Origin of the sequence: Novosphingobium sediminicola (assembly GCF_014196525.1) — a bacterium.
Lineage (GTDB): Bacteria > Pseudomonadota > Alphaproteobacteria > Sphingomonadales > Sphingomonadaceae > Novosphingobium > Novosphingobium sediminicola.
Genome location: NZ_JACIDX010000013.1, coordinates 87,347 through 110,099, shown reverse-complemented (window position 1 = coordinate 110,099; position 22,753 = coordinate 87,347). Strand labels below are relative to the sequence as shown.

The window sequence follows — 22,753 nt, the reverse complement described above, 5'->3', positions numbered from 1 at the left end:
AGGCTCCGCGCTGGCTAAGCAACGGGCGGATAGAAGGGGAAATCAGATGCTTCGCCGCCTGTATGACTGGACCATGGGCAAGGCCGCCGGGCCGTTCGCCGAATATTGGCTCGCGCTTTTCGCCTTTGTCGAGGCCAGCTTCTTCCCCATTCCGCCGCATCCGGTGCTGGGGCTGATGTGTCTGGCGCGCCCGGAACGCGCGATTCGCTATGCAATTATAACCACATTGGCTTCTGTGGCGGGCGGGTTGCTGGGCTATGCCATCGGCCATTTCGCCTTTGCGATGGTGGGTGAAAAGCTGCTCGACGCGCTGCACCTGACCGCCAGCTTCCCCTATGCGGCCTGCAAATTGCGCGGCGAGGCGGGCTTTATCGCCATCATCGCCAAGGGCGCGACGCCGATTCCCTTCAAGCTTATCACCATCACGGCGGGCTTCATCGGCATGCCCATCGCCAAATTCCTGCTCGCCAGCGTGATCTCGCGTTCGATCAGCTTCATGATCGTGGGTGTGCTGTTCCGCCTGTTCGGCGCGCCGATCAAGGCTTGGATCGACAAGTATCTCGCCGTGGCCGTGGCCGGGTTTATCGTGCTGGTGGTGGCCGGGTTTGTCGCCGCCGCGATGCTGAGCGGGCACAAGGGTGCCAAGAGCGATGAATGCACCGGGGTGACGATGGAGTCGCTTGCTTCGGTGAAGTGAAGGGGGGCCTCCGGCGGGCAAAGGGCGGGGCCCCTTTGCAATCCCGTTATGGGGTGGCGCTTTGATGGCAGCGTTGCGCCGATAAAATTAAAGCCTGCGGCGCATTCAACGGCGCCGCAGGCTTTTTCATTTCAACGCCGGGTCCGACCAAAATGCCGAACCCTATGCTGGGAGCGCGAGGGTCTAGACCCTCACATCTTTAATCCCTTGAACGGACTTAAATAATCCCAACCTTCTTACCGGCCCGCTCAAACATGCCGATAATGGTCTGCACCTGCTCGGCCGAATGCGCGGCGCACAGCGAGCAGCGCAGCAGCGTCATGCCCGCAGGCGTTGCCGGGGGCCGCGCCAGGTTCACATAGAGCCCTTCGTGCAGCAGCGCTTCCCACATGGCCGCGCCGCGTTCGAGGTCGGGCATGATCACCGAGATGATCGCCGACTGGGGCGTTTCGGTGCCCAGCTTGAACCCGCGCTCGCGCAGGCCGCCATGCAGCACGCGCGAATTTTCCCACAGATGGGCGCGCTTGTCGGCGGCATGCATCAGCTTGCGCACGCTGGTCGCGGCCGTTGCCACAACCGAAGGCGGCAGCGAAGCCGTGAACACATAGGGACGGCAGACCAGACGCATGATCTCGAACTTGGGATGGTTCGAAACGCAGAAGCCGCCGACCGTGCCGACCGACTTGCTGAACGTGCCGATCACGAAATCGACCTGATCCAGCACGCCCTGCTCTTCGGCCACGCCGCGCCCGTTGGGGCCGATAAAGCCCATCGAGTGGGCCTCGTCCACCAGCACCATCGCGCCATATTTCTTGGCGACCGCGATCATTTCCTTGAGCGGGGCAATATCGCCCAGCATCGAATAGACGCCTTCGAGCACGACCAGAATGCCCGCGCCTTCGGGAATGCGCTTGAGGCGCTTTTCCATCGCCTCAATGTCATTGTGCTTGAAGGGCACGACTTCGGCGTCGCCCATCTTGCACCCGTCCCAGATGGACGCGTGGCTGTCGATGTCGAGGATGATGTAATCACCCTTGCCCGCGATCGTGCTGATGATGCCCAGATTGGCCTGATAGCCGGTCGAGAACACCATGGCATGATCCATGGCGTAGAAGTCGCAAAGCGCCTGTTCGACCGCCTTGTGCCCGGCATAGGTGCCGTTGAGCACGCGGCTGCCCGTGGTGCCGCTGCCGAAATCGTCCAGCGCCTGCTTGCCCGCGGCGATCACGTCCGGGTCGAACGTCATGCCCATGTAATTATAGGTGCCGAGCAGGATCGTCTCGCGCCCGTTGCACATGGCAACCGTTGGCGAGATCACCTTTTCCATCACCAGCCCGAAAGGATCGGTGACGCCCGTGGACAGAAGATCCGTCCGCATCTGGATCAAGGGGTCGAATTTGGAAAAAAGATCAGTCATCTTCAACCCTTGAGCTTGACCACGGCGTCGACGAGCTGGCCATAGGTTTCGATTTCGGCCTGCTGGTTCATCGAAATGATGATGTCAAACTCGTCCTCGATGGCGGCCACGAAATCCATCACCGTCAGGCTGTCGAATTCCAGATCGCCGGCAAAGCTGGTGGCGTCGGAAATGGCGATGCCCTTCTTGTTGAAGGGCTCGATCAGCGCGGCGATCTTTTCGCTGGTGGCGGCGCGGTCCATGCAAGATTCCTTATGCAAATGCGATGAAGGCCCTCTGGCCGACAATTACGGCGCAAAAGGGGCGGGGCGGGGCAAATGTCAAGCGGGCGCGTTTTCCAGCAGACGTTTGACCGCCGCCATGAACGGGCCGATCGAAACCGGCTTGGCCAGATAGCCATCGGCGCCCGCCTCGCGGATGCGATCCTCGTCGCCCTTTCCGGCATAGGCGGTGACGGCCAGCACGGGAATCATACGCAGCAAGGGATCGGCCTTGGCCCCCTCGATCAGCTCCAGCCCGGAAATATTGGGCAATTGGATGTCCATGATCATCAGATTGGGCACAAAGGCCCGGGCCTTGTCCAGCGCCTCCAGCCCGTCGCCCACCGGCTCGACGGTAAAGCCCTGACTCTTCAAAACATCGCAGAACAGCTTGCGATTGAGGTCATTGTCCTCGACAACCATAATTCGCTTTGCCATGCGCCTGCCCGTGATCGTAATGCGTTCGGGCCAAGGCTCTAGGACCTATCAAGGGGGCTGACAATTCTGCGCATGCTGAAAAAGGATGATGGAGAGCCCGAAGGTCTGGCTCTGGCGGCTTTGGGCTGGATTTTGTCCGATGACGATCATGCCGACCGCCTGTTGGCGCTGACCGGGGTCAGCCCGGAGGAATTGCGCGAAAGGATCGGCGAGCGCGTGGTGCTGGCCGCGATATTGGAGTTTGTTTTGAGCCACGAACCTGATCTGATCGCCTGCGCCGATGCGCTGGGCGTGCCGCCCAAGGCTTTGGAAAAGGCCCATGCCGCGCTGGCTGCGCCGATGGATGATGCGGATTGGGGGGCATGATGGGGCGCCCTCTGGTCATTTCCGATTGCGACGAAGTGCTGCTGCACATGATCGCCCCTTTCCGCGACTGGTTGGCGGAGACGCAGGGCGTCACCTTCACCATGAACGGCAATGATTTCTCGCGATCCATGCATTACGCCGATGGCAGCGCCGTGCCGGGGCCGGAGATGTGGCGCCTGCTGGGCGCTTTCTTCGACACCGAAATGCACCGGCAAGCGCCCATCGCGGGCGCGATCGAGGGCATGACGGCCTTGTCGCGCGACGCTGATATCGTGATCCTGACCAATCTGGAGGATCATCGGCAAGAGGCCCGCACAAGGCAATTGGCCGATCATGGCCTGAACATCCGCGTGTTCACCAACCAAGGCCCCAAAGGCCCGGCGATTCGCGCGATCCTCGACGAATATCGCCCCAGCCGCGCGGTGTTCATCGACGATATCGCCCAGCATCACGGCTCGGCATCCGAGGTGACGCCTGACATCGCCCGCCTGCACCTTTGCGGCGAGCCGCTGCTTGCCCCACATATCACTTGCGCTTTCACTCAAGGCCATGCTCACGCCCGGATCGACGATTGGGCCAGCGCTTTGCCTTGGCTGACGGCCCGACTGCATGGAGACACCAATGACTGATTCTGTTGAAGCTCGTCTGGCCGAACTCGGCCTTACCCTGCCGGTCGCGGCTGCCCCGGTTGCTGCCTATGTGCCGGTGGTCGAGGCGGGCGGGCTTGCCCATGTTTCGGGGCAATTGCCTTTCATCGATGGCGCTCTGGTGAAGGGTCGCCTTGGCGAAGATGTCAGCACCGAGGAAGGCTATGCCGCCGCGCGCGCCTGCGGGTTGATGCTGCTGGCCCAATTGAAGGCCGCATTGGGCAGCCTCGACCGCGTTGAACGCATTGTAAAGCTGGGCGCTTTCATCAATTCGACCGGCGATTACATCGACCAGCCCAAGGTGGCCAATGGCGTCAGCGAGCTGATGGTGGCCGTGTTTGGCGACGCCGGCAAGCATGCTCGCAGCGCGGTGGGCGTGCCGGTTCTGCCGCTGGGCGCGGCGGTCGAGGTGGATGCTATCGTGGCGATCAAGGCCTGAGGATGACGGAAAGGGTCGATTGGCTGCGCGGGGCGGTGATCGCCCATCGGGGCCTGCATGATATGGCCCGATCCGGCGAACAATGGATTGGCCATTGGGCGGAGAACACACTCTCCGCCTTCACCTGCGCCATCGCGGCCGGATATGGTATCGAATGCGATGTCCGGCTGGCGGGCGACGATACGGTGGTGGTGTTTCATGACGCCGTGCTGGATCGGCTGACACATGCGCGGGGGCCGGTGAAGGACCACGGCATGGAGGTGCTCTCGCGCCTGCCGATTGCGGGAACGCGCGATGTGATCCCCACGCTGGTTCAGATGCTGGATCTGGTGGCGGGCCGCGTCCCGCTGCTGATCGAGATCAAGCTGGAAAAGCGCGAGGATCCGGCGCCTTTGTGTGAAGGTGTTGCGCGATTGCTGGCCGATTATGTCGGGCCGGTGGCGATCATGAGTTTCGATTCGCGCGCGCCGCGCTGGTTTGCGCAAAACGCGCCCGATGTGGTGCGCGGCATGGTGCTGGAGGCGCGCGACATGTCCGGCTGGCGCGCGAAATGGCTGATGCCTCGCCGGTTTTCTGCCGCAGAAATAGAGTTTCTCGCCGTGGATATTCGCGGATTGCCCGATGATACAGTTGCGCATTGGCGCGAAACGTGGCCCATCGCCACATGGACGGTGCGCCGCGCCATCCAGCGCGACGTGGCGTTGGACCACGCCGATGCGCTGATCGCCGAAGGAGATGGTCTGGCGTGAGCGAAGTCCAATATACCGCGCATGTGCAGCCCGGCGTGTCCGGCCTATCGGCGCGGGAATGGGACGCTTTGACCAATGGGGCCAATCCCTTTGTCTCCCACGCTTTCCTTTCCGCGCTGGAGGATTCGCAAAGCGTGGGCGAGGGAACCGGATGGACCCCGGCACCCATCACGATCCATGATGAGGCGGGCCATCTGGCCGCCGCGCTGCCCGCCTATGTCAAGACGCATAGCCAGGGCGAATATGTTTTCGACCATAGCTGGGCCGATGCGTGGCAGCGGGCAGGGGGCGATTATTACCCCAAATTGCAGATCGCGGTTCCCTTTACCCCCGCCACTGGCCCCCGATTGCTGACGCAGCGGCCCGAGTTGATGCCCGCCCTGATTCGCACCGCCGAGCAGATGTGCCGCGATGCGGAACTGTCGAGCGCCCATGCCACCTTTATCGAGCCCGATCAGGTGGCAGCGTTTGAAGCGGCGGGCTGGCTGATTCGCCATGATATTCAATTTCACTGGGCCAATGCCGGTTACGCCGGGTTTGACGATTTTCTGGGCGCGCTATCGTCCGACAAGCGCAAGAATCTGCGCAAGGAGCGGCGCGCGGCGCAGGATGGCGTAACGATTCACGCGCTGACCGGCGATGCGATTCGCCCTGAACACTGGGATGCATTCTGGCGATTCTATCAGGACACCGGCAGCCGCAAATGGGGCCATCCCTATCTGACCCGCGCGGCGTTTGACCTGCTGGGCGAGAGGATGGCGGACAAGATCCTGCTGGTGATGGCCTTTGTAGAGGATCATCCGGTGGCGGGCGCGCTCAATTTCATCGGGCGCGATTGTCTCTATGGCCGCTATTGGGGGGCAATTGTGGACAAGCCCTTCCTGCATTTCGAACTGTGCTATTATCAGGCGATTGATGCGGCCATCGCACTGGGCCTGCGCCGGGTCGAGGCCGGGGCGCAGGGTGGGCACAAGCTGGCGCGCGGCTATGCGCCGGTGCGCACGACATCGGCGCATTTCATCGCCCATGCCGGTTTTCGCCGCGCGGTTGAGGATTTCCTGCGGCGCGAGCGCGAAGGCATTGCCGCAGATCAGAATTTTCTGGAAACCAGAACGCCGTTCAGGCGCGGCGGGTAATTCAGGCCGCGCGGCGGGTGTTGGCCGCGATCCATGCGCGGGCGCGGCGCTGGGCCTCGGCAATCTCGCGCGCGGTCATTTCCTCGGAAACTTCGGCGCGGCAATACGCGGCTTCGTCATGCCCGCCCACCGCGGCCAGATTGAACCATTTATGCGCCTCGATCAGATCGCACACCGCACCATGGCTGCCGGTGGAAAAGGCCACGCCCAGATCGAAATAGGCATCCACGCAGCCCTGACTGGCCGCGATCAGGCAATTGGCAATCAGGCCGGTGATTTCCCCCGCTCCCTGATGGCCCGCCGCCTTATGATCGGAAGCGCCTAACAGATGGTCCTGCGATTGTGTCCAGTTGTATCCCATGTCGAAGTTCCCCATTTCCCGTTCATGAGATGGAAGCTGTCGGAAGATGGATAACAACTGGTAAATGGCCCGCTGATTTCTGCGGCCAGTAGGGGGGCGTCATTCGGGTGCGATTGCGCGCATGTCATGATCCTGTCACGCAAACATGGGCAAGGCGCGCCCTATTCGTAATTTTGCGGTGGTTTAAGCTGCCCAAACTTGGCTTTGCCGCTTGTGGACCTTCAGGGGGCAAACTATAGGCCGGGCGATAGAATGGGATGCTTATCAATCCCGCGGACGGAATTCGGAGGGTTATAATGGCAAGTGGTCTGGCAGACGAAATCGATGTGCTGGTCAAGGCCAGACGATCGCTGGCCGGTGATTATGTCCCGTCCGACGGCGATGAATACATGAACGCCGAACAGCTGGACTACTTCCGGCGGCTGTTGCAGCAGTGGAAAAAGCTGATCCTGAGCGCGGCGGCCGATACGCTGAGCCAGCTTCAGGAAGGCCCGCTGCGCGAACCCGATCTCAATGACCGCGCCTCGTCGGAAACCGACTGGGGCATCGAATTGCGCACCCGCGACCGCCAGCGCAAGCTGATCTCCAAGATCGACTCGGCGCTGCGCCGGATCGAGGAAGGCGAATATGGCTTTTGCGAAGTCACCGGCGAACCCATCGGGCTTGGCCGTTTGATCGCACGCCCGATCGCCACCATGACGGTTGAAGCCCAGGAAGCTCATGAACGCCGTGAACGGGTATCACGCGACGATTAACGCCGATATCCGCATGTTACCGGATAGATTTACGCTTTGTTTGCCATTTTGCGTTAACACGTTGTTGTGAATTAGCGGGCCTGTCCTGGTTTGGAGTGATCCATGCCGGGATGGGCCATGGCAGCGGGAAGTGAGCCTACGCATGTCCGGTGACGAGCAACGCCAGATCAATCGGGACAGCCTGTTCATGCTGGCCTGTCTGCGCCTGAGCGAGCGCGACCCGGTGCATCGGGTCAAAATTCGTAATCTTTCCAGCGGCGGGCTGATGGCCGAAGGCGATATGCGCGTAGTGTCGGGCATGGCGCTTGAGGTGGAATTGCGCAATGTCGGCTGGGTGGCCGGGTCGGTGGCATGGGTTCAGGGCAACCGTTGCGGCATCGCCTTTAATGAAGAAATCGACGCCAAGAGCGTGCGCGCTGCGCAGACCGCCCCTGACGACTCGGGTTTTGTGCCCCTGCGCCCGCTGGCGGCGATGAAACAGGTCACGCCGGGCCAATTGCGCAAAATCTGACGGGTTAAGCATAAGTCGCGTGCGCCGGGCGTTCCTCTGCGCGGCAAATTGTTCTAGGCTTGGCGCAATCATGCTGCGCAAAAACCGCATTTCCGTCCTGATCGCCGCCCTGTTGGCTGCGGCATGCCATGGCTCGGCCCAGCAACAGCCGCTGCGGGTGGTGATGGTCGATGATTCGGGCCCATCCTCGCTTGAGCGCGAATTGCGCGCCGCCACCGCCGAAGGGCTGGTCAGCCTTGATGAGGAAGGCAAGGTCGTGCCCGGCCTTGCCGAACGCTGGATCGTCGCGGACGAGGGGCGCGGCTATATCTTCCGCCTGCGCGACAGCGCATGGCCCGACGGCACCAGATTGAGCGGCGAGACGGCGAAACAGGCGCTGCGCCGCGCCATGGCCGCGCAAAGAGGCCGCGCGCTGGGGCAGGATCTGGCGGTCATCGAGGATATCCGCGCGATGGCCGGGCGCGTGATCGAGATCCGGCTGGCCCAGCCCATGCCGAATTTCCTCCAACTACTGGCCCAGCCCGAACTGGGGCTGGAGCATCGCGGACGGGGCGCGGGGCCGATGCTGCGCAAACATGTCGATGGGCTGGACTGGCTGACGCCGATTTCGCCCGATGCGCGCGGCCTGCCGATGTCCGAGGGCTGGGCGGCCAGCGTGCGCCCGCTGGCGGTCAGCGCGATGGGCGGCGAAAGGGCGGTGGCCGATCTGGCGGCGGGCCGGGCTGATGTGGTGCTGGGCGGGCGGATAACCGATCTGCCGCCGATTCAGCGCGGCCTGCTGGGCCAGCGGTCGGTGCGATTCGATGTGGCGCCGGGCCTGTTTGGCCTGCTGGTGGAAAAGGACTCCGGTTTTCTGGCGGTGCCGACGAATCGGGCCGCGCTCGCCATGGTGATCGACCGGACGGGGCTGGTGGCCGCGATGGGCGCGCAGGGCGGCGGCGTGCCGGGCTGGGGCCCGACCACACGGCTGATTTCGCCCGGCATTGGCGAGGTGCAGATCCCCGAGCGATGGACCGATATGGATATGGACCAACGCCGCGCCGTAGCTGTCCAGCGGGTGGCGGTATGGGCCAAGGCCCGCAGCGCTTCGGCCAGGCCCGAGGATGGCGACGGGTTGAATTTGAGCATTGCGATGCCGGGCGGGGTGGGGGGCAATGTGTTGTTTGCCCGGCTGGCGCAGGATGTGGCGGCGATCGGGCTGCGCCTGCGCCGGGTGGGGATAGCCGAGTCGGCCGATCTGCGTCTGATTGATGAAGTGGCGCGTTATCCTTCACCGGTCTGGTTTTTTAACCAGTTGCATTGCGGTGTGCATTCCATATGCACCCCCGATGTCGACCATCTGGTGGCCCAGGCATGGAATGTCGAGGCCCCTCTCGTCCCGGCCCTTTATGCCGAGGCCGAGCGTGAGGTGATGGAGGCCAATCTGTTCATTCCACTGGCTTTGCCGGTGCGCTGGACCATGATCGGCAGCGGTTCGGGCAACCGTTTACGCGGTCTTTCTCCTAACATTTACGGGGTTCATCCCCTTTACCCTTTGTCGGGCGCGTCGCATTAGGGACGTTTACGAGTTCCCCTAAAAAAACGGGGGCTTCCGCGCTGGTTTACATTAAATTAACCTTTCGCGTTCATTCCTCCTATGGTTAATAGCGGATGCGTCTGTGAAGATGCGTTCGTGGGTTTCGGGGCAAGGGGGTTCACCCATATGCGCGTGCTGTTGATCGAAGACGAGCCGACTACGGCCAGGGCCATCGAGTTGATGCTCACCACAGAGGGCTTCAACGTCTATTCGACCGATCTCGGGGAAGAAGGCCTCGATCTCGGCAAGCTCTATGATTACGACATCATCCTGCTGGATCTCAATCTGCCGGACATGCATGGCTATGACGTGCTCAAAAAGCTGCGCGTGGCCAAGGTTCAGACGCCTGTTCTGATCCTTTCGGGCATTTCGGAGATGGATTCCAAGGTCCGTTCGTTTGGCTTTGGCGCCGACGATTACGTGACCAAGCCCTTCCACCGCGAAGAACTGATCGCGCGCATTCACGCCGTGGTCCGCCGGTCCAAGGGCCATTCGCAATCGGTCATCCGCACCGGCAAGCTCTCGGTCAACCTCGACGCCAAGACGGTGGAAGTTGACAGCGCCCGCGTGCATCTGACCGGTAAGGAATATGCGATGCTCGAGCTGCTTTCGCTGCGCAAGGGCACGACATTGACTAAGGAAATGTTCCTCAACCACCTTTATGGCGGTATGGACGAACCCGAACTCAAGATCATCGACGTGTTCATCTGTAAGCTGCGCAAGAAGCTGGCCCATGCCTGCGGCGGTGAGAATTACATCGAAACCGTCTGGGGGCGCGGCTATGTGCTGCGCGATCCGGGCGAGGATGCTGTAGCGGCCTGAACCGGCCCACCCCCGAACAGCCCGACATGAAGGCCCGCCTCCGCAAGGAAGGCGGGCTTTTCATTTTGGGGTCAGCGTTTGCGGCTGGCCTTGACCAGCGCGAGGGCGGCGGTGGCGCTCATCAGCAGGGCGGCGATCAGGCCGATGCCGGCGCCCCACAGGCCCATGCTTTGCCCGCCCATCACCAATCCGGCGATAAAGCCGAGCAGCGGCAGAACGATCAGCGCAAGGCAGCCAAGGGCAAACATGGCGCCTCCCATTGCCTGCTGGCCCTTGACCCTGCCTTAACGGCCTGCCAATCGCGCCGGGCGAAATCTTGAAGGCACAGACATGACCGCGCATAAAGAAGGCGATCCCACCACGCTCAACCGGCTCTATGGCCGTTCCAAGGGCAAGCCCCTGCGCGCCGGACAGCAAGGGCTGGTGGACACGCTGCTGCCCCAGATCGCCGTGCCGCTGGAAGGCGAGGTGACGGCCCAGCGCCTGTTTGGCGAGGATCGCCCGCTGCATTTCGAAATCGGCTTTGGCGGGGGCGAGCATATGGCTTTTCGCGCCGACATGCTGCCCGATCATGGCTTTATCGGCGCCGAACCCTTCATCAACGGCGTGGCGCAGGCGCTGACTCATGTGTCGGGCGACAATGGCGCCCACGCCCCGATCCCCAACGTGCGCATCCATCATGGCGACGCGCTCGAGGTGCTCTCGCGCATTCCCGATGGCTCGCTCACCATGCTCTATCTGCTGCATCCCGACCCATGGCCCAAGGCGCGCCATGCCAAGCGCCGGATGATGAATGACGGCCCGGTGGAAATGTTCGCCCGTAAACTGAAGCCCGGCGGCGAGTTCCGATTCGGCACCGACCATGCGGTCTATGTCCGCCATGCGCTGATGGTGATGCAGCGCCATACCGACAAGTTCGAATGGCTGGCCAAGGAGGCCAAGGATTTTCAGGTCCGCCCCGGTGGCTGGCCGCAAACGCGCTATGAGCATAAGGCGCGCACGGTTTACGGACATGAGGTCTGGTACTTCCGCTATCGCCGTAAAGACTGATTTAGCTCGATAATTGCCATTTTGCAGGCCGCCTCAACCCCGCCGGGTTGAGGCGGTTTTTGCATGTTTCTCGTATTCATTCCATAAAACGTGCGTAAATGTATATTTACAGGTAAAATCGTACGGCACATAATGCGCCCATGGACAACAATCTCCCCCTTGGCCGCCGCGAGGTGATCGCGCGCCGACTCGATGAAGGACAGGCCGTGGTGGCCAATGTGCTGGCCGCCGAATTTGATGTGTCCGAGGATGTGATACGGCGCGATCTGCGCACCCTCGCTGCTGAGGGGCGGTGCCGCAGGGTCTATGGCGGCGCGCTGCCGCTCTCGGCCCCATCGACCCCGATCAACCAGCGCATTGGTCAGAGTGATGAGCGCAAACGGGCGCTGGCCGCCGCTGCGGTCGCTCTGATCGGCGCGGGAGAGATGATCCTGATCGACAGCGGCAGCACCAATCTGGCGCTCATCCCCCTGCTGCCCGATGGCATAGCGGTGGTGACCAATTCGGTGGTGATCGCCGGGGCGCTTCAGGCGCGCGGCACCATCGCCACCTATATGATCGGCGGCAAAGTGGACGCGCAGGTGGGCGGCTGCGTCGATGCGGGCGCGGTGCAGGCGCTGGGACAATTCAACATCGACCGGGCGTTTCTGGGCGCCTGTGCGGTGTCGGGCGAGGAAGGCATTGGGGCCTTTTACGCCGATGACGCCGCCTTTAAACGCGCCACCATCGAGGTCAGCCGCCACAGCGTGGTCATGGCCACCAGCGACAAGCTGGACAGCCGCACCCATTTCCGCATCGCGCCGCTCGACCGGATCACGCATCTGGTGCTCGAACATGATGCCGCAGCGCTGGCGCCCGCCCTGATGGCGCAAATCGGGCAAAGGGCGATCCTTGCCCGCGCGCCCATCTGATCTTTCGGAGTTTCTCCCCAATGTCTGACAGCCCTGCGGCGCGGCTTGCCACGCGCCTGTCCTTTCTGGTCGCCGGTTTCGGGATCGCCTGCTGGGCGCCGATGGTGCCTTTTGCCAAATTGCGGCTGGGGGTGGATGAAGGGATGCTGGGCGCGCTGCTGCTCTGTCTTGGCGCGGGGTCGGTGGTGGCGATGCTGGCTACAGGGGCGCTCAGCAGCCGGTTCGGCACGCGTCCGGTCATTCTGATCAGCGGCTTCGGACTTTGCGCGGTGCTGCCGCTGCTGGCGATTTTGTCCACGGTGCCCGCGCTGGGGGCGGCGCTGCTGTTGTTTGGCGCTTCGCTGGGGTCGTTGGATGTGGCGATGAACATTCATGCGGTCGAGGTGGAAAAACACGCCGGGCGTCCGCTGATGTCGGGTTTCCACGCGCTGTTCAGCATCGGCGGTTTTGCCGGATCGCTGATGATGGCGCTGCTGCTCTCGCTGGGGGGCAGCGCGTTGGCCGGGGCTTTGCTGGGGGCGGGGCTGATGGCGCTGGCGCTGATAATGGCCGCGCCGCGCCTGTTGCGCACGCGGGCGGTGGAGGACGGCCCGCATTTCGCGCTGCCCCATGGCATCGTGCTGTTGCTGGCCGGTCTGACCGCAATCACCTTTCTGGCCGAGGGGGCCTTGCTCGATTGGGGCGCGCTGCTGCTGACCGAGGGTGGGCTGGTCGATGTGAAGCGGGCCGGGTTCGGCTATATGTTCTTTGCCATTGCCATGACGCTGGGGCGGTTGACGGGCGATGCGCTGACGGCGCGGATCGGGGATCGGGCGGCTCTGCTGTGGGGCGGGGGCGTGGCGGTGGCGGGCTTTGGCGTGCTGATCGGCGCGCCGGTGGCGGCGGTGGCATGGGCGGGCTTTGTGCTGATCGGGCTGGGGGCGGCCAATATCGTGCCGGTCCTGTTCCGCCAGGCCGCATCCCAGAACCAGATGCCCGCCGCGCTGGCCATCGCCTCGATTTCCACCACCGGTTATGCGGGCGTGCTGCTGGGGCCGGCGGCGATTGGGCTGGTAGCCCAATATGCCGGGCTTTCCATGTCCTTTGTCATGCTGGCCGGGCTGGTGTGCCTTGTGCCGCTCTGTTCGGGGCTGGTGGTGAGGGGGAGGGCTTCCGGGTAATTCCCCCTAGGCAATGTCCTTGATTCAATAGGGTTATATCGAAGAGGATTTTACATCAATTTGTGGCACACGCCGATCTCGGAATAAGGGTGGTGCGCTGTGACCGCATATTTTGACCAATGCCCCGATGGTGAACCGCGCGACGTGACGGGGGTTTCCGCCTGGCTTGATCGTCTGCGGGGCGGCATAGGGGCAGGGCGCAAGGACATGACGCTTTGCGACACGTTGCTGGGCCTGTTGCTGCTCTCGCTGATGACGGTGCTTTACGAGCTGGACCGCCATGGCATGAGCCCGATCATTGCCCCGGCCGACCTGCTGATCTCGCGCCTCGTGACGATTGCGGCCATCGCGCTGCTGCTGGGCCTGATCGTGTTCAGCCGTCGGCGCATCATGGCCTCGCTCGATACGCTGGAACAGGCGCAGGAGGCGCGTCATCAGGCCGACGAATTGTTCAACCTGACCGATATGCTGCAAAGCGCCGACAGCTATGAGGACGCCACCGCCGTTCTTCAGGTCACCACGCAGCAGATCCTGCCGAGCCTTGGCACGGCGCTGTATATTTTTAATCAGGCGGGCGATCAGCTCGAATTGAGCGGCGCATGGAATCTGCCGCAGGGCTGCGAACCTTCGCCGACGCTGGCGCCCAACAATTGCTGGGCCCTGAAACGCGGGCGCAGCCATTTGAACGACCCGCTCCATGGCTCGGTCTGTTGCAGCCATCATACCGGCAGCACCGTCACGCTGGAATTTCCGATGCAGGCGCGCGGCAGCGTGTTCGGCCTGATCAAATTCATCGGCGAGGGGCAGGAGGGCTGCGTCAAATTGCGCCATGCCGAAAGGATCGGGCGGGCGATTGCCGAATCGATCTCGCTGGCCCTGTCCAATATTCAATTGCGCGAAACCCTGCGCCATCAATCGCTGCGCGATCCGCTGACGGGCCTGTATAATCGTGGCTATCTGGATGAAACGCTCGACCGGCTCCAGCGGCTTGCGGAACGCAATCAGTCGCATCTCAGTCTGGTGATGATCGACCTCGATAATTTCAAGGCTTTGAACGATACCTATGGTCATGCCAAGGGCGATGCGGTGCTGAGCGATGTGGCCCATGTCATTCAGGGTAATCTGCGCTCATCGGATCTCGCGTGCCGCTATGGCGGCGAGGAATTGGTGCTGATCCTGCCCGATTGCTCGCTCGATCAGGCGCTGACCAAGGCCGAGCAATGCCGGGGACGGATTGAGGCGCTATCGAGCCTGCATCACGTTCCGATTACCGCCTCTTTTGGTGTGGCCACTTATCCGGAAACCAGCAAGAGCTGTGAGGGTCTGATGGGCAGCGCGGATGCGGCGATGTATCAGGCCAAGGCTTTGGGACGAAACCGGGTGGAATGGACGGCCTGTCCGGCCTAGGGGGCTTTATTGACCGGGGGCGGGCGCGTCCGACAGCAATTTCTGCATAAAGGCCAGATCGAGCCAGCGCCCGAATTTATGGCCGACCTGCGGCATAAGCCCGACCTGCGCAAAGCCCATGGCCCGATGCAGGGCGATGGAGCCGGTGTTGCCGGCGTCGATCCCGCCGACCATGGCGTGAAATCCCGCCGCCTTTGCCCGCGCGATCAGCGCATCGAGCAAGGCCCGCCCGATCCCGCGCCGATGCGCAGAGGGGGCGACATAGATCGAATGTTCGACAGTTTGCGAATAGCCCGGAAAGCTCCGAAAATCGCCATAGGAGGCAAAGCCCAGCACCGCGTCATCCTGGGCCGCCGCCAGCACCGGAAAGCCGCGCTGATGCTTGGCATCGAACCAGAGGTGGCGTTCCTCTATCGTGCCCGGCGTTTCGTTCCACACCGCCGTCGTGTGCAGAACGGCATGGTTATAAATGTCCAGAATTGCGGCCAGATCATCCCGGCCCGCATCGCGGATCATCATCGGGCGCATCTCCGGTATGGCTGGCGCGAGGACGATCCCCGCGCCAGCCTCCTTGACTGGATTACCCGGTGATACCAGCCGCCGCCAGCACCGCCAGCGTCAGCACATCGGGCGCAATCGCGGTCATAGGCACGATCTGCACCGGCTTTTCCATGCCGATCTGGATCGGGCCGATGGCCGTATTGCCGCCCAGTTCGCGCAGCAGCTTGGCCGCGATATTGGCCGATTGCAGACCCGGGAAGATCAGCACATTGGCGGGCGCGGTCAGGCGGCTGAAGGGATAATGCTTCATCACCGCCGGGTTGAGTGCCGCATCAGGCGTCATTTCGCCTTCATATTCAAAGTTTTGCGGCTCTGAATCGAGGATCGAGATGGCGCCGCGAATGGGCTCCAGCCACTTGCCCGTGGGGTTGCCAAAGGTCGAGAAGGACAGGAACGCCACGCGCGGTTCATGACCCAGACGACGCGCCACATTGGCGGTTTCCTTGGCGATCACCGCCAGCTCTTCCGAACTGGGGCGCTCGTTGCAGGTCGTGTCGGCCAGGAAGGTGGTGTTGTTCTTGCCCACCATCACATGGATGCCAAAGGACAGGTGGCCCGGCTTGGGGTCCAGCACATGGCGCACTTCGCGCATGGTCTGGCCAAAGGGGCGGGTCGCGCCCGTCACCATCGCATCGCCCACGCCCATCTTCAGCAGCGCTGCGGCAAAGCCGTTGCGGTCCTGATTGACCATGCGCTTGATGTCGCGCTCCAGATAGCCGCGGCGCTGCAGACGCTCGTAAAGCATCAGGCCCATTTCGGCGACATGCTCGCTGTCGGCGGCATTGTGGATTTCATAGGAATCCGGCTTGCCCACGCCCAGTTCGACCAGCTTGTCGCGCACGGCTTGCGTGCGGCCCACCAGAACCGGCGTGCCATAACCGAAATCCTTGAACTGGATCGCGGCGCGCAGCACCACTTCGTTCTCGGCCTCGGCAAAGATCACGCGCTTGGGGTTGGCCTTGACCTGATCATAGACATTGGTCAGCACCGAGGTGGTCGGGTTCAGACGGCCCTTGAGCTGATGACGATAGGCGTTGAAATCCTCGATCGGCTTTTGCGCCACGCCGCTGTCCATCGCGGCCTTGGCCACGGCCATCGACACCACCTCCATCAGGCGCGGGTCGAACGGGGCGGGGATGATGTAATCGCGGCCAAAGCTATGGTTCTTGCCATAGGCCAGCGCGACTTCTTCGGGCACCTGTTCGCGCGCCAGTTCGGCGATCGCATGAGCGGCGGCGATCTTCATTTCTTCGTTGATCGCGGTGGCGCGCACGTCCAGCGCGCCGCGGAAGATGAAGGGGAAGCCCAGCACATTGTTCACCTGATTCGGGAAATCCGAACGGCCGGTGGCGATGATGCAGTCGGGGCGCGCGGCCTTGGCCTCGGGCGGGGTGATTTCGGGCACCGGGTTGGCCATCGCAAAGATGATCGGTTCGGGCGCCATTTCCTTGACATAGGCCGCAGGCAAAGCGCCCGCCGCCGACAGGCCAAGGAACACGTCCGCGCCCACCAGCGCCTGTTCGAGCGTGCGCGCATCGGTATCGGCCGCATGGGCGCTCTGCCACTGGTTCACCGGCTTTTCACGGCCGCGATAGATCGGGCCGTCGCGGTCGCACACGATCACGTTTTCGTGACGCACGCCCATCGACTTGATCAGCGAGGTGCAGGCCAGCGCCGCCGCGCCCGCGCCATTGACCACGACCTTGATCTCATCAAGTTTGCGGTTGGTGATCATGCAGGCGTTGATGATGCCGGCGGCCGAAATGATCGCGGTGCCGTGCTGGTCATCATGCATGACCGGGATCTTCATCCGTTCACGCAGAGCCTGTTCGATCACGAAACATTCGGGGGCCTTGATGTCTTCAAGGTTGATCCCGCCAAAGCTGGGCTCCATCAGCGCGATCGCTTCGATCAGCGCGTCGGGGTCTTCGGAATTCAGCTCGATGTCGATCGAGTCGACGTCGGCAAAGCGCTTGAAGAGGACCGCCTTGCCCTCCATCACCGGCTTTGACGCCAGCGCGCCCAGATTGCCAAGGCCCAGAATGGCCGTGCCGTTGGAAATTACCGCGACCAGATTGCCCTTGGCGGTATAATCATAGGCGGTGGCGGGATCCTTGGCGATGGCTTCGACCGGAACCGCGACGCCGGGCGAATAGGCCAGGCTGAGGTCTCGCTGCGTGGCCATCGGCTTGGATGCGATGATCTCGATTTTGCCAGGGCGGATCGTGTTGTGGTAGAACAGCGCTTCGCGCTCGGTAAACCGGACGTTGGCTTGCTCGGGGCTTTCCTCGGACACCGAAACTTTCTCCTTCTTGCAAGGCTGCCCTAACCAAAGAGAACGCGCCGCGATAGGGGAAAGCGTGGGTATCAAGCATTCCATCGTATCGATTCTACGGCTAACCCATCAGCATGAGTGAGAAATCCGCCCCCCCAGCCGCAACGCCCATGATGACGCAATACCTTGGTCTAAAGGATAAGGCCGATGGTTGTATGCTGTTCTATCGCATGGGTGATTTCTTCGAGCTGTTTTTCGAGGATGCGAAACAGGCCTCGCAGATCCTCGACATCGCGCTGACCAGCCGTGGCGAACATGGCGGGGCGCCGATCCCGATGTGCGGCGTGCCGGTCCATGCCGCCGAATCCTATCTGGCCCGCCTGATCAAGGCCGGATGCCGGGTGGCGATTGCCGAACAGGTCGAAACCCCCGAACAGGCCAAAAAACGCGGCGGATACAAAGCGCTGGTGATGCGCGACATCGTGCGATTCGTCACCGCCGGGACTTTGACCGAAGAAGCCCTGCTCGAACCGCGCCGGGCCAATGTGCTCGCATCAGCCTGTTTGCTGCGCGACAGGGTAGGCGTGGCGGCGGTGGATATTTCCACGGGCCGCATGGAGCTGGAGGAATGCGCGCCCGAGGATATGGGCGCGGCGCTGGCCCGCCTTGGCGCCAGCGAGACGATTGCGCCCGACAATTGGGGCGAGGCGCCTTTCGATTCGATCCCTCGTGGGGCTCATGAATTTTCCAGCGAGGGCGGGACGGACCGGCTCTGTGGCATTCACGGCGTGGCCACGCTCGATGGTTTCGGCACATTCACGCGGCCCATGCTGGCGGCGGCCTGCGGGCTGTTGGCCTATCTCGACCATGTGGGCCGGGGCAAATTGCCGCTGCTGCTGCCCCCCGTTGCCCGCCATGGCGAGGCGCATATGGCGATGGACGAGGCCACGCGCGGCAGTCTGGAAATCTTGCGCTCATCAACCGGGGGCCGTTCGGGCAGCCTGATCGAGGCGGTGGACCGCTGCGTCACGGGTGCCGGCGCGCGGCAATTGGCCGAGGATCTTTCGGCGCCCTTACTGGATCGCGCCGCCATCGAGGCGCGGCTCGAACTGGTGCAATGGCTCTATGATGACGCTCTGCTGCGCGAGGATCTGCGCGGGCAATTGCGCAGCCTGCCGGACGCCGGGCGGGCGCTGGGCCGCGTGGTGGCGGGGCGCGGATCTCCGCGCGATCTGGGGCAATTGCGCGATGGTCTGGCGGGCGCGGCGCGATTGGCGGCGCGACTGGCGCGGGTGGAGGGTCGCCCTGCGATGCTCGATGGCCTGCTGCCTGCGCTGGTGGGCCATGATGGCTTGATCGACCTGTTCTCGCGCGCGCTGGTGGCCACTCCGCCGACCGAACGTTCTCAGGGCGGTTTCATCGCCGAGGGCTATGATGCCGATCTTGACCACCTGCGCCGCATTTCCAAGGACGCCCGCACCGCCATTGCCGCGCTGGAGGCCAATTACCGCGAGCAGACCGGCATTTCCGCGCTGAAAATCAAGCATAATGGCGTGCTTGGCTATTATATCGAAGTGCCTGCCCGCCATGGCGATCAGTTGATGGCGCCCGACAGCGGCTTTACCCATCGCCAGACTATGGCGGGTGCGATGCGCTTCAACGCGCTGGCGCTGCATGAGGAAGCAAGCCGGATTGCCGAGGCGGGCGGCCATGCTCTGGCCGCCGAGGAAGCGCATTTCGAGGAATTGACCGCCGCCGCGATTGGCGCGCGCAACGAGATTGCGCAAACCGCCGCTGCGCTGGCCCGCATTGACGTCGCCGCCGGACAGGCCGAGCGCGCCGCCGAGGGCAATTGGTGTCGCCCTTTGATCAGCGAGAAATGCGAACTCGCCATTGTCGAGGGTCGCCATCCGGTGGTCGAAAACGCTCTGGGCGCGCAGGGTGAGCGTTTCGTCGCCAATGACTGCACGCTCAGCCAGTTCGACCGGCTCTGGCTCTTGGGCGGGCCGAACATGGGCGGTAAATCGACCTTTCTGCGCCAAAACGCGCTGATCGTCCTGTTGGCGCAGGCGGGCGGCTTTGTTCCTGCACGCAGCGCCACCATTGGCCTGGTCGACCGCCTGTTCAGCCGTGTCGGCGCCTCGGACAATCTGGCGCGGGGGCGCTCGACCTTCATGGTCGAAATGGTCGAAACCGCCGCCATCCTGCAACAGGCCACGCCGCGCAGCTTCGTTATCCTTGACGAGGTGGGGCGCGGTACCAGCACCTATGACGGCCTCGCGCTGGCATGGGCGGTGGCCGAGGCGGTGCATGGGGTCAACCGCTGCCGATGCCTGTTCGCCACCCATTATCACGAACTCGCGCGGCTGGCCGATACGTGTGAGGCGCTGACCCTCCACCATGTTCGCGCGCGCGAATGGAAGGGCGATCTTGTGCTGCTGCATGAAGTCACGACCGGTCCGGCGGAAAGCTCCTTCGGTCTGGCCGTGGCGCGACTGGCGGGGGTGCCGGGACCGGTGGTTTCCCGCGCCAAATCGGTGCTGGCCAAGCTGGAGAAGGGCCGAGCGGAAACCGGGGGCATTGCCGCAGGCCTTGGCGATCTGCCGCTCTTTGCCAATGTGGTCGAGGAGGCGCCCAAGGGCGACCCCTTGCGTGAAAAGCTGGCGGCGCTTGATATTGACGCGCTTTCCCCGCGCGATGCGCTGGGCTGGCTTTATGAATTGAAACGTGAGATCGGTTAACCATTCTTGGCGGCGCAAGGTTTAACCGGGTCGGGTGTAGACCTTGCGCCATGCTTCCCTTCGGCCCCCGCCTGACCACCGTTTTCGCCAGCCGCTGGAAGGCTTTGTTCTGGGCGGCGGGGGTGATGGCGACGGCCTATTTTACCGCCAGCGAAGCCAAGCATGACGGCCCGACCGACAGCCATGCCGCTCCGGTGGTGCAACCTTCCTCCGGCGGCAACCCGTCCTCGCCCTGGGCCAAATAAAGCCTATTCCCGCGCTGCGGCCGGGCCCAGCGATTCCTCTTCGTCATCGTCATTGCGTTCGCCGCGATAGGCATCCATGTCGATGCGGCCTGATGCCTCCATGTCGCGCATGTGATCGACCAGATCCTGAACATCGTCGCTGACCTCGCCGCTGACCGGCTTGCTGCTGTCCTCCAGCACGAATTTCTCACTGTCGAGCTGCTGCGCCGCCTCGCCATAGGTCTGGGCCTGTGTCGGCTCATCTTCCTGAGAGCGGTTGACGGTTTCGGGCGGCGGATCGTCGGTCAGATCGGGCAGGCCGGGGCCGGGCTGCGGCGGAGGGGGCACCTGTGGCTCGATGGCGGGGGGAATGTCGGGCGTCGGGATTTGCGGAACGGGGTTTTCCGGGACGGGTTGGTTTGGCGTGCTGGCCATGGGGCTCTCCTGTCGCGCCCGAAAGGACGCTGCCTACAGGAAAGCCGCCGGGGCAGCCTCAGGTTCCCTTGCCCTTGCGCGTTTCAGCGCGTGGGTACGGGTGTTTCGCCGCTGTAATCGTAAAAACCGCGCCCGGTTTTGCGACCCAGCCAGCCCGCCTCGACGTATTTGGCCAGCAGCGGGGCGGGGCGATATTTGCTGTCGCCCGTGCTGTTGAGCAGAATGCGGGTGATTTCGAGGCAGGTGTCGAGGCCAATGAAATCGGCCAGTTCGAGCGGCCCCATCGGATGGTTGAGGCCCAGCTTTGCCCCCGTGTCGATGTCCACCACATTGGCCGTGCCCGCGCCAAGGGTAAACACCGCCTCGTTGATCATCGGCATCAGGATGCGGTTGACGATAAAGCCCGGCTCGTCCTGCGAGAGCACCACGGTCTTGCCCAATCCGGTGGCAAATTCGCGGGTCGCGGCAATCGTTTCTGGGCTGGTGGCAAGGCCGGGAATGATCTCGATCAGTTGCATGACCGGCACCGGATTGAAGAAATGCAGCCCGATGAAGCGCGCCGGATCGGGCGATTGCCGCGCCATGCGGGTGATCGGGATGGATGACGTGTTGCTGGCCAGAACGGCCTGCGGGTTTAGAACCTTGCCAGCGGCTTCAAAGATCTTGGCCTTGATATCTTCGCGCTCGGTGGCGGCCTCGATGATGAAACCGGCCTCGCCCATGGCGGCATAATCGCCCACCGGGGTGATGCGTGAAAGGGTTTCGGCGGCCGCCTGTGCCGAGATCTTTTCCTTGGCGACGAGCCGGTCCAGCCCCTTGCCGATCTTGGCCTTGGCCTTTTCCGCCAATTCCACCGACACATCGGCCAGCAAAACCTCATGGCCGAACGCGGCAGAAGTCTGCGCAATGCCCGAACCCATCTGGCCCGCGCCGATCACCCCAACAGTCGTCATCTGCATCAACCCCTTAGTATTCAGGCACCCCGGCTTGCGCCCGGCACCCACAGTATATCGTCTGCGCCATTGTTATTGAGCGCGCGTGCCAGCACAAACAGATAATCCGACAAACGGTTGATATAGGCCAGCGCCGCCGGATTGACCGGCTCATCCGCAGCCAGCGCCACGCAGGCGCGTTCGGCCCGGCGCGCGGAGGCGCGGGCGATATGGGTGCGCGCGGCCCCTTCCGATCCGCCGGGCAGGATGAAGCTGGTGAGGGGATTGAGGTCGGCATTCGCCGCGTCGATCGCGCTTTCCAGCCAGTCCACCTGAGCGGGAATGATGCGCAGGCTCATTGGGCCGGGCGCGAAATCATCGCCCGGCGTGGCCAGATCCGCGCCCAGATCGAACAGATCGTTCTGAATCCGCAGCAGCGCCGCCCGATGCGCGCCATCGACCGCCAGAACCGCCAGACCCAGCGCGCTGTTGGCCTCGTCCACCGCGCCTATGGCCTCCATCCGTGCGGCGTGCTTGCCCACGCGCGACCCATCGACCAGACCGGTGGTGCCATTATCGCCGGTGCGGGTGTAAATCTTGTTCAGCTTGACCAAGGTTATGTCCTGTTCGCAACTATCTCGACGCGGCCAATAGCACCGCGACCACGATCACCGCCAGCGCCTGATATTTGATGCGGGCAAACATCATCTCGTTCTGTTTCAACTGCATCGGGCTGGGGCCGTTTCCGCCGCCGCTTTCCAGATCATCGCGCGTGGTCTGCAGAAAGGCGATGATCCCCTTGGCCAGGCTGACCACGACAAAGCCCATGGCCACCACAATCACCGGAATGAGGATATATTTCAGCATCGCCCGTCTCCCAATT

Annotated in this window: 27 protein-coding genes; 16 read left to right on the top strand and 11 right to left on the bottom strand. The window is 63.0% G+C overall.

Going from position 1 to position 22,753, the window contains the following annotated elements; all coding sequences use genetic code 11:
* The first annotated feature begins 46 nt into the window (after positions 1-46).
* Complete coding sequence (locus GGR38_RS16565) at positions 47-697, top strand: YqaA family protein (RefSeq protein WP_183627270.1); 651 nt, start codon at positions 47-49, stop codon at positions 695-697.
* A 217-nt stretch (positions 698-914) separates the two neighbouring features.
* On the opposite strand, the gene spt is transcribed toward GGR38_RS16565, so the two are convergent.
* The 3 genes from spt to GGR38_RS16550 all read right to left on the bottom strand — a co-directional run bounded on the left by spt (position 915) and on the right by GGR38_RS16550 (position 2,812).
* Positions 915-2,114, bottom strand: a complete 1,200-nt coding sequence (gene spt, locus GGR38_RS16560; protein WP_183627269.1) for a serine palmitoyltransferase — start codon at positions 2,112-2,114, stop codon at positions 915-917.
* A 2-nt stretch (positions 2,115-2,116) separates the two neighbouring features.
* The gene (locus tag GGR38_RS16555; protein ID WP_168602972.1) at positions 2,117-2,356 is read right to left on the bottom strand and encodes an acyl carrier protein; all 240 of its coding nucleotides are present in this window, start codon (positions 2,354-2,356) and stop codon (positions 2,117-2,119) included.
* A gap of 78 nt (positions 2,357-2,434) precedes the next feature.
* The gene (locus GGR38_RS16550; protein WP_168602971.1) at positions 2,435-2,812 is read right to left on the bottom strand and encodes a response regulator; all 378 of its coding nucleotides are present in this window, start codon (positions 2,810-2,812) and stop codon (positions 2,435-2,437) included.
* A gap of 72 nt (positions 2,813-2,884) precedes the next feature.
* On the opposite strand from GGR38_RS16550, the gene GGR38_RS16545 reads away from it, so the two are divergent.
* The 5 genes from GGR38_RS16545 to GGR38_RS16525 are packed head-to-tail and all read left to right on the top strand — an operon-like array spanning position 2,885 to position 6,149.
* Positions 2,885-3,178 (top strand): DUF3572 domain-containing protein, encoded by a 294-nt coding sequence (locus GGR38_RS16545; RefSeq protein ID WP_183627268.1) that lies wholly within the window; start codon positions 2,885-2,887, stop codon positions 3,176-3,178.
* Positions 3,178-3,807: an HAD family hydrolase gene (locus GGR38_RS16540; protein ID WP_183627338.1), complete on the top strand. Its 630-nt coding sequence runs from the start codon at positions 3,178-3,180 to the stop codon at positions 3,805-3,807. Before GGR38_RS16545 ends, GGR38_RS16540 begins: the two co-directional genes overlap by 1 nt.
* On the top strand, positions 3,800-4,264 hold the full coding sequence (locus GGR38_RS16535; RefSeq protein WP_183627267.1) for a RidA family protein: 465 nt from the start codon (positions 3,800-3,802) through the stop codon (positions 4,262-4,264). Before GGR38_RS16540 ends, GGR38_RS16535 begins: the two co-directional genes overlap by 8 nt.
* Positions 4,265-4,266: 2 nt before the next feature.
* A complete protein-coding gene (locus tag GGR38_RS16530; RefSeq protein WP_183627266.1) occupies positions 4,267-5,013 on the top strand; it encodes a glycerophosphodiester phosphodiesterase family protein in 747 nt (248 codons plus the stop codon).
* A complete protein-coding gene (locus GGR38_RS16525) occupies positions 5,010-6,149 on the top strand; it encodes a GNAT family N-acetyltransferase (RefSeq protein ID WP_343059145.1) in 1,140 nt (379 codons plus the stop codon). Before GGR38_RS16530 ends, GGR38_RS16525 begins: the two co-directional genes overlap by 4 nt.
* Position 6,150: 1 nt before the next feature.
* Here the strand turns inward: GGR38_RS16525 and GGR38_RS16520 are convergent, their stop codons facing one another.
* Positions 6,151-6,525 carry an SEL1-like repeat protein gene (locus tag GGR38_RS16520; RefSeq protein WP_246404801.1) on the bottom strand — a complete coding sequence of 125 codons (375 nt, stop codon included), beginning with the start codon at positions 6,523-6,525 and terminating at the stop codon, positions 6,151-6,153.
* Positions 6,526-6,806: 281 nt separating this feature from the next.
* Between GGR38_RS16520 and dksA the strand changes: the two genes are divergently transcribed.
* The 4 genes from dksA to ctrA all read left to right on the top strand — a co-directional run bounded on the left by dksA (position 6,807) and on the right by ctrA (position 10,174).
* Positions 6,807-7,265 (top strand): RNA polymerase-binding protein DksA, encoded by a 459-nt coding sequence (gene dksA / locus GGR38_RS16515; RefSeq protein WP_183627265.1) that lies wholly within the window; start codon positions 6,807-6,809, stop codon positions 7,263-7,265.
* A gap of 142 nt (positions 7,266-7,407) precedes the next feature.
* Positions 7,408-7,776: a PilZ domain-containing protein gene (locus GGR38_RS16510; protein ID WP_183627264.1), complete on the top strand. Its 369-nt coding sequence runs from the start codon at positions 7,408-7,410 to the stop codon at positions 7,774-7,776.
* A 70-nt stretch (positions 7,777-7,846) separates the two neighbouring features.
* Entirely contained in the window at positions 7,847-9,331 is a 1,485-nt protein-coding gene (locus GGR38_RS16505) for an ABC transporter substrate-binding protein (protein WP_183627263.1), read from the top strand.
* Between the two features lie 147 nt (positions 9,332-9,478).
* Positions 9,479-10,174, top strand: coding sequence for a response regulator transcription factor CtrA (gene ctrA, locus GGR38_RS16500; protein WP_168602964.1), 696 nt, complete (start codon positions 9,479-9,481; stop codon positions 10,172-10,174).
* Positions 10,175-10,245: 71 nt separating this feature from the next.
* Here the strand turns inward: ctrA and GGR38_RS16495 are convergent, their stop codons facing one another.
* Positions 10,246-10,422 carry a hypothetical protein gene (locus GGR38_RS16495; protein WP_183627262.1) on the bottom strand — a complete coding sequence of 59 codons (177 nt, stop codon included), beginning with the start codon at positions 10,420-10,422 and terminating at the stop codon, positions 10,246-10,248.
* 82 nt (positions 10,423-10,504) lie between these two features.
* Here GGR38_RS16495 and trmB point away from each other — a divergent pair, with 82 nt between their 5' ends.
* From trmB to GGR38_RS24570, 4 genes are all read left to right on the top strand, one after another.
* Positions 10,505-11,224 (top strand): tRNA (guanine(46)-N(7))-methyltransferase TrmB, encoded by a 720-nt coding sequence (gene trmB, locus GGR38_RS16490; RefSeq protein ID WP_183627261.1) that lies wholly within the window; start codon positions 10,505-10,507, stop codon positions 11,222-11,224.
* A 140-nt stretch (positions 11,225-11,364) separates the two neighbouring features.
* Positions 11,365-12,135, top strand: a complete 771-nt coding sequence (locus GGR38_RS16485) for a DeoR/GlpR family DNA-binding transcription regulator (protein WP_183627260.1) — start codon at positions 11,365-11,367, stop codon at positions 12,133-12,135.
* Between the two features lie 20 nt (positions 12,136-12,155).
* Complete coding sequence (locus tag GGR38_RS16480; protein ID WP_183627259.1) at positions 12,156-13,295, top strand: MFS transporter; 1,140 nt, start codon at positions 12,156-12,158, stop codon at positions 13,293-13,295.
* A gap of 99 nt (positions 13,296-13,394) precedes the next feature.
* On the top strand, positions 13,395-14,702 hold the full coding sequence (locus tag GGR38_RS24570; RefSeq protein WP_183627258.1) for a diguanylate cyclase: 1,308 nt from the start codon (positions 13,395-13,397) through the stop codon (positions 14,700-14,702).
* A gap of 6 nt (positions 14,703-14,708) precedes the next feature.
* On the opposite strand, the gene GGR38_RS16470 is transcribed toward GGR38_RS24570, so the two are convergent.
* Together GGR38_RS16470 and GGR38_RS16465 are read right to left on the bottom strand one after the other, a co-directional pair.
* Complete coding sequence (locus GGR38_RS16470) at positions 14,709-15,221, bottom strand: GNAT family N-acetyltransferase (protein WP_183627257.1); 513 nt, start codon at positions 15,219-15,221, stop codon at positions 14,709-14,711.
* Positions 15,222-15,282: 61 nt separating this feature from the next.
* Positions 15,283-17,559, bottom strand: a complete 2,277-nt coding sequence (locus tag GGR38_RS16465) for an NADP-dependent malic enzyme (protein WP_343059143.1) — start codon at positions 17,557-17,559, stop codon at positions 15,283-15,285.
* 149 nt (positions 17,560-17,708) lie between these two features.
* On the opposite strand from GGR38_RS16465, the gene mutS reads away from it, so the two are divergent.
* A complete protein-coding gene (gene mutS / locus GGR38_RS16460) occupies positions 17,709-20,279 on the top strand; it encodes a DNA mismatch repair protein MutS (protein WP_183627255.1) in 2,571 nt (856 codons plus the stop codon).
* Between the two features lie 50 nt (positions 20,280-20,329).
* Positions 20,330-20,524, top strand: coding sequence for a hypothetical protein (locus GGR38_RS16455; RefSeq protein WP_183627254.1), 195 nt, complete (start codon positions 20,330-20,332; stop codon positions 20,522-20,524).
* A gap of 3 nt (positions 20,525-20,527) precedes the next feature.
* On the opposite strand, the gene GGR38_RS16450 is transcribed toward GGR38_RS16455, so the two are convergent.
* From GGR38_RS16450 to GGR38_RS16435, 4 genes are all read right to left on the bottom strand, one after another.
* Positions 20,528-20,938, bottom strand: coding sequence for a hypothetical protein (locus GGR38_RS16450; protein ID WP_183627253.1), 411 nt, complete (start codon positions 20,936-20,938; stop codon positions 20,528-20,530).
* Positions 20,939-21,021: 83 nt separating this feature from the next.
* A complete protein-coding gene (locus GGR38_RS16445; protein WP_183627252.1) occupies positions 21,022-21,891 on the bottom strand; it encodes a 3-hydroxyacyl-CoA dehydrogenase NAD-binding domain-containing protein in 870 nt (289 codons plus the stop codon).
* 20 nt (positions 21,892-21,911) lie between these two features.
* A complete protein-coding gene (locus tag GGR38_RS16440) occupies positions 21,912-22,484 on the bottom strand; it encodes a cob(I)yrinic acid a,c-diamide adenosyltransferase (RefSeq protein WP_183627251.1) in 573 nt (190 codons plus the stop codon).
* A gap of 19 nt (positions 22,485-22,503) precedes the next feature.
* The gene (locus GGR38_RS16435; RefSeq protein WP_310015511.1) at positions 22,504-22,737 is read right to left on the bottom strand and encodes an HIG1 domain-containing protein; all 234 of its coding nucleotides are present in this window, start codon (positions 22,735-22,737) and stop codon (positions 22,504-22,506) included.
* Positions 22,738-22,753: the final 16 nt, after the last annotated feature.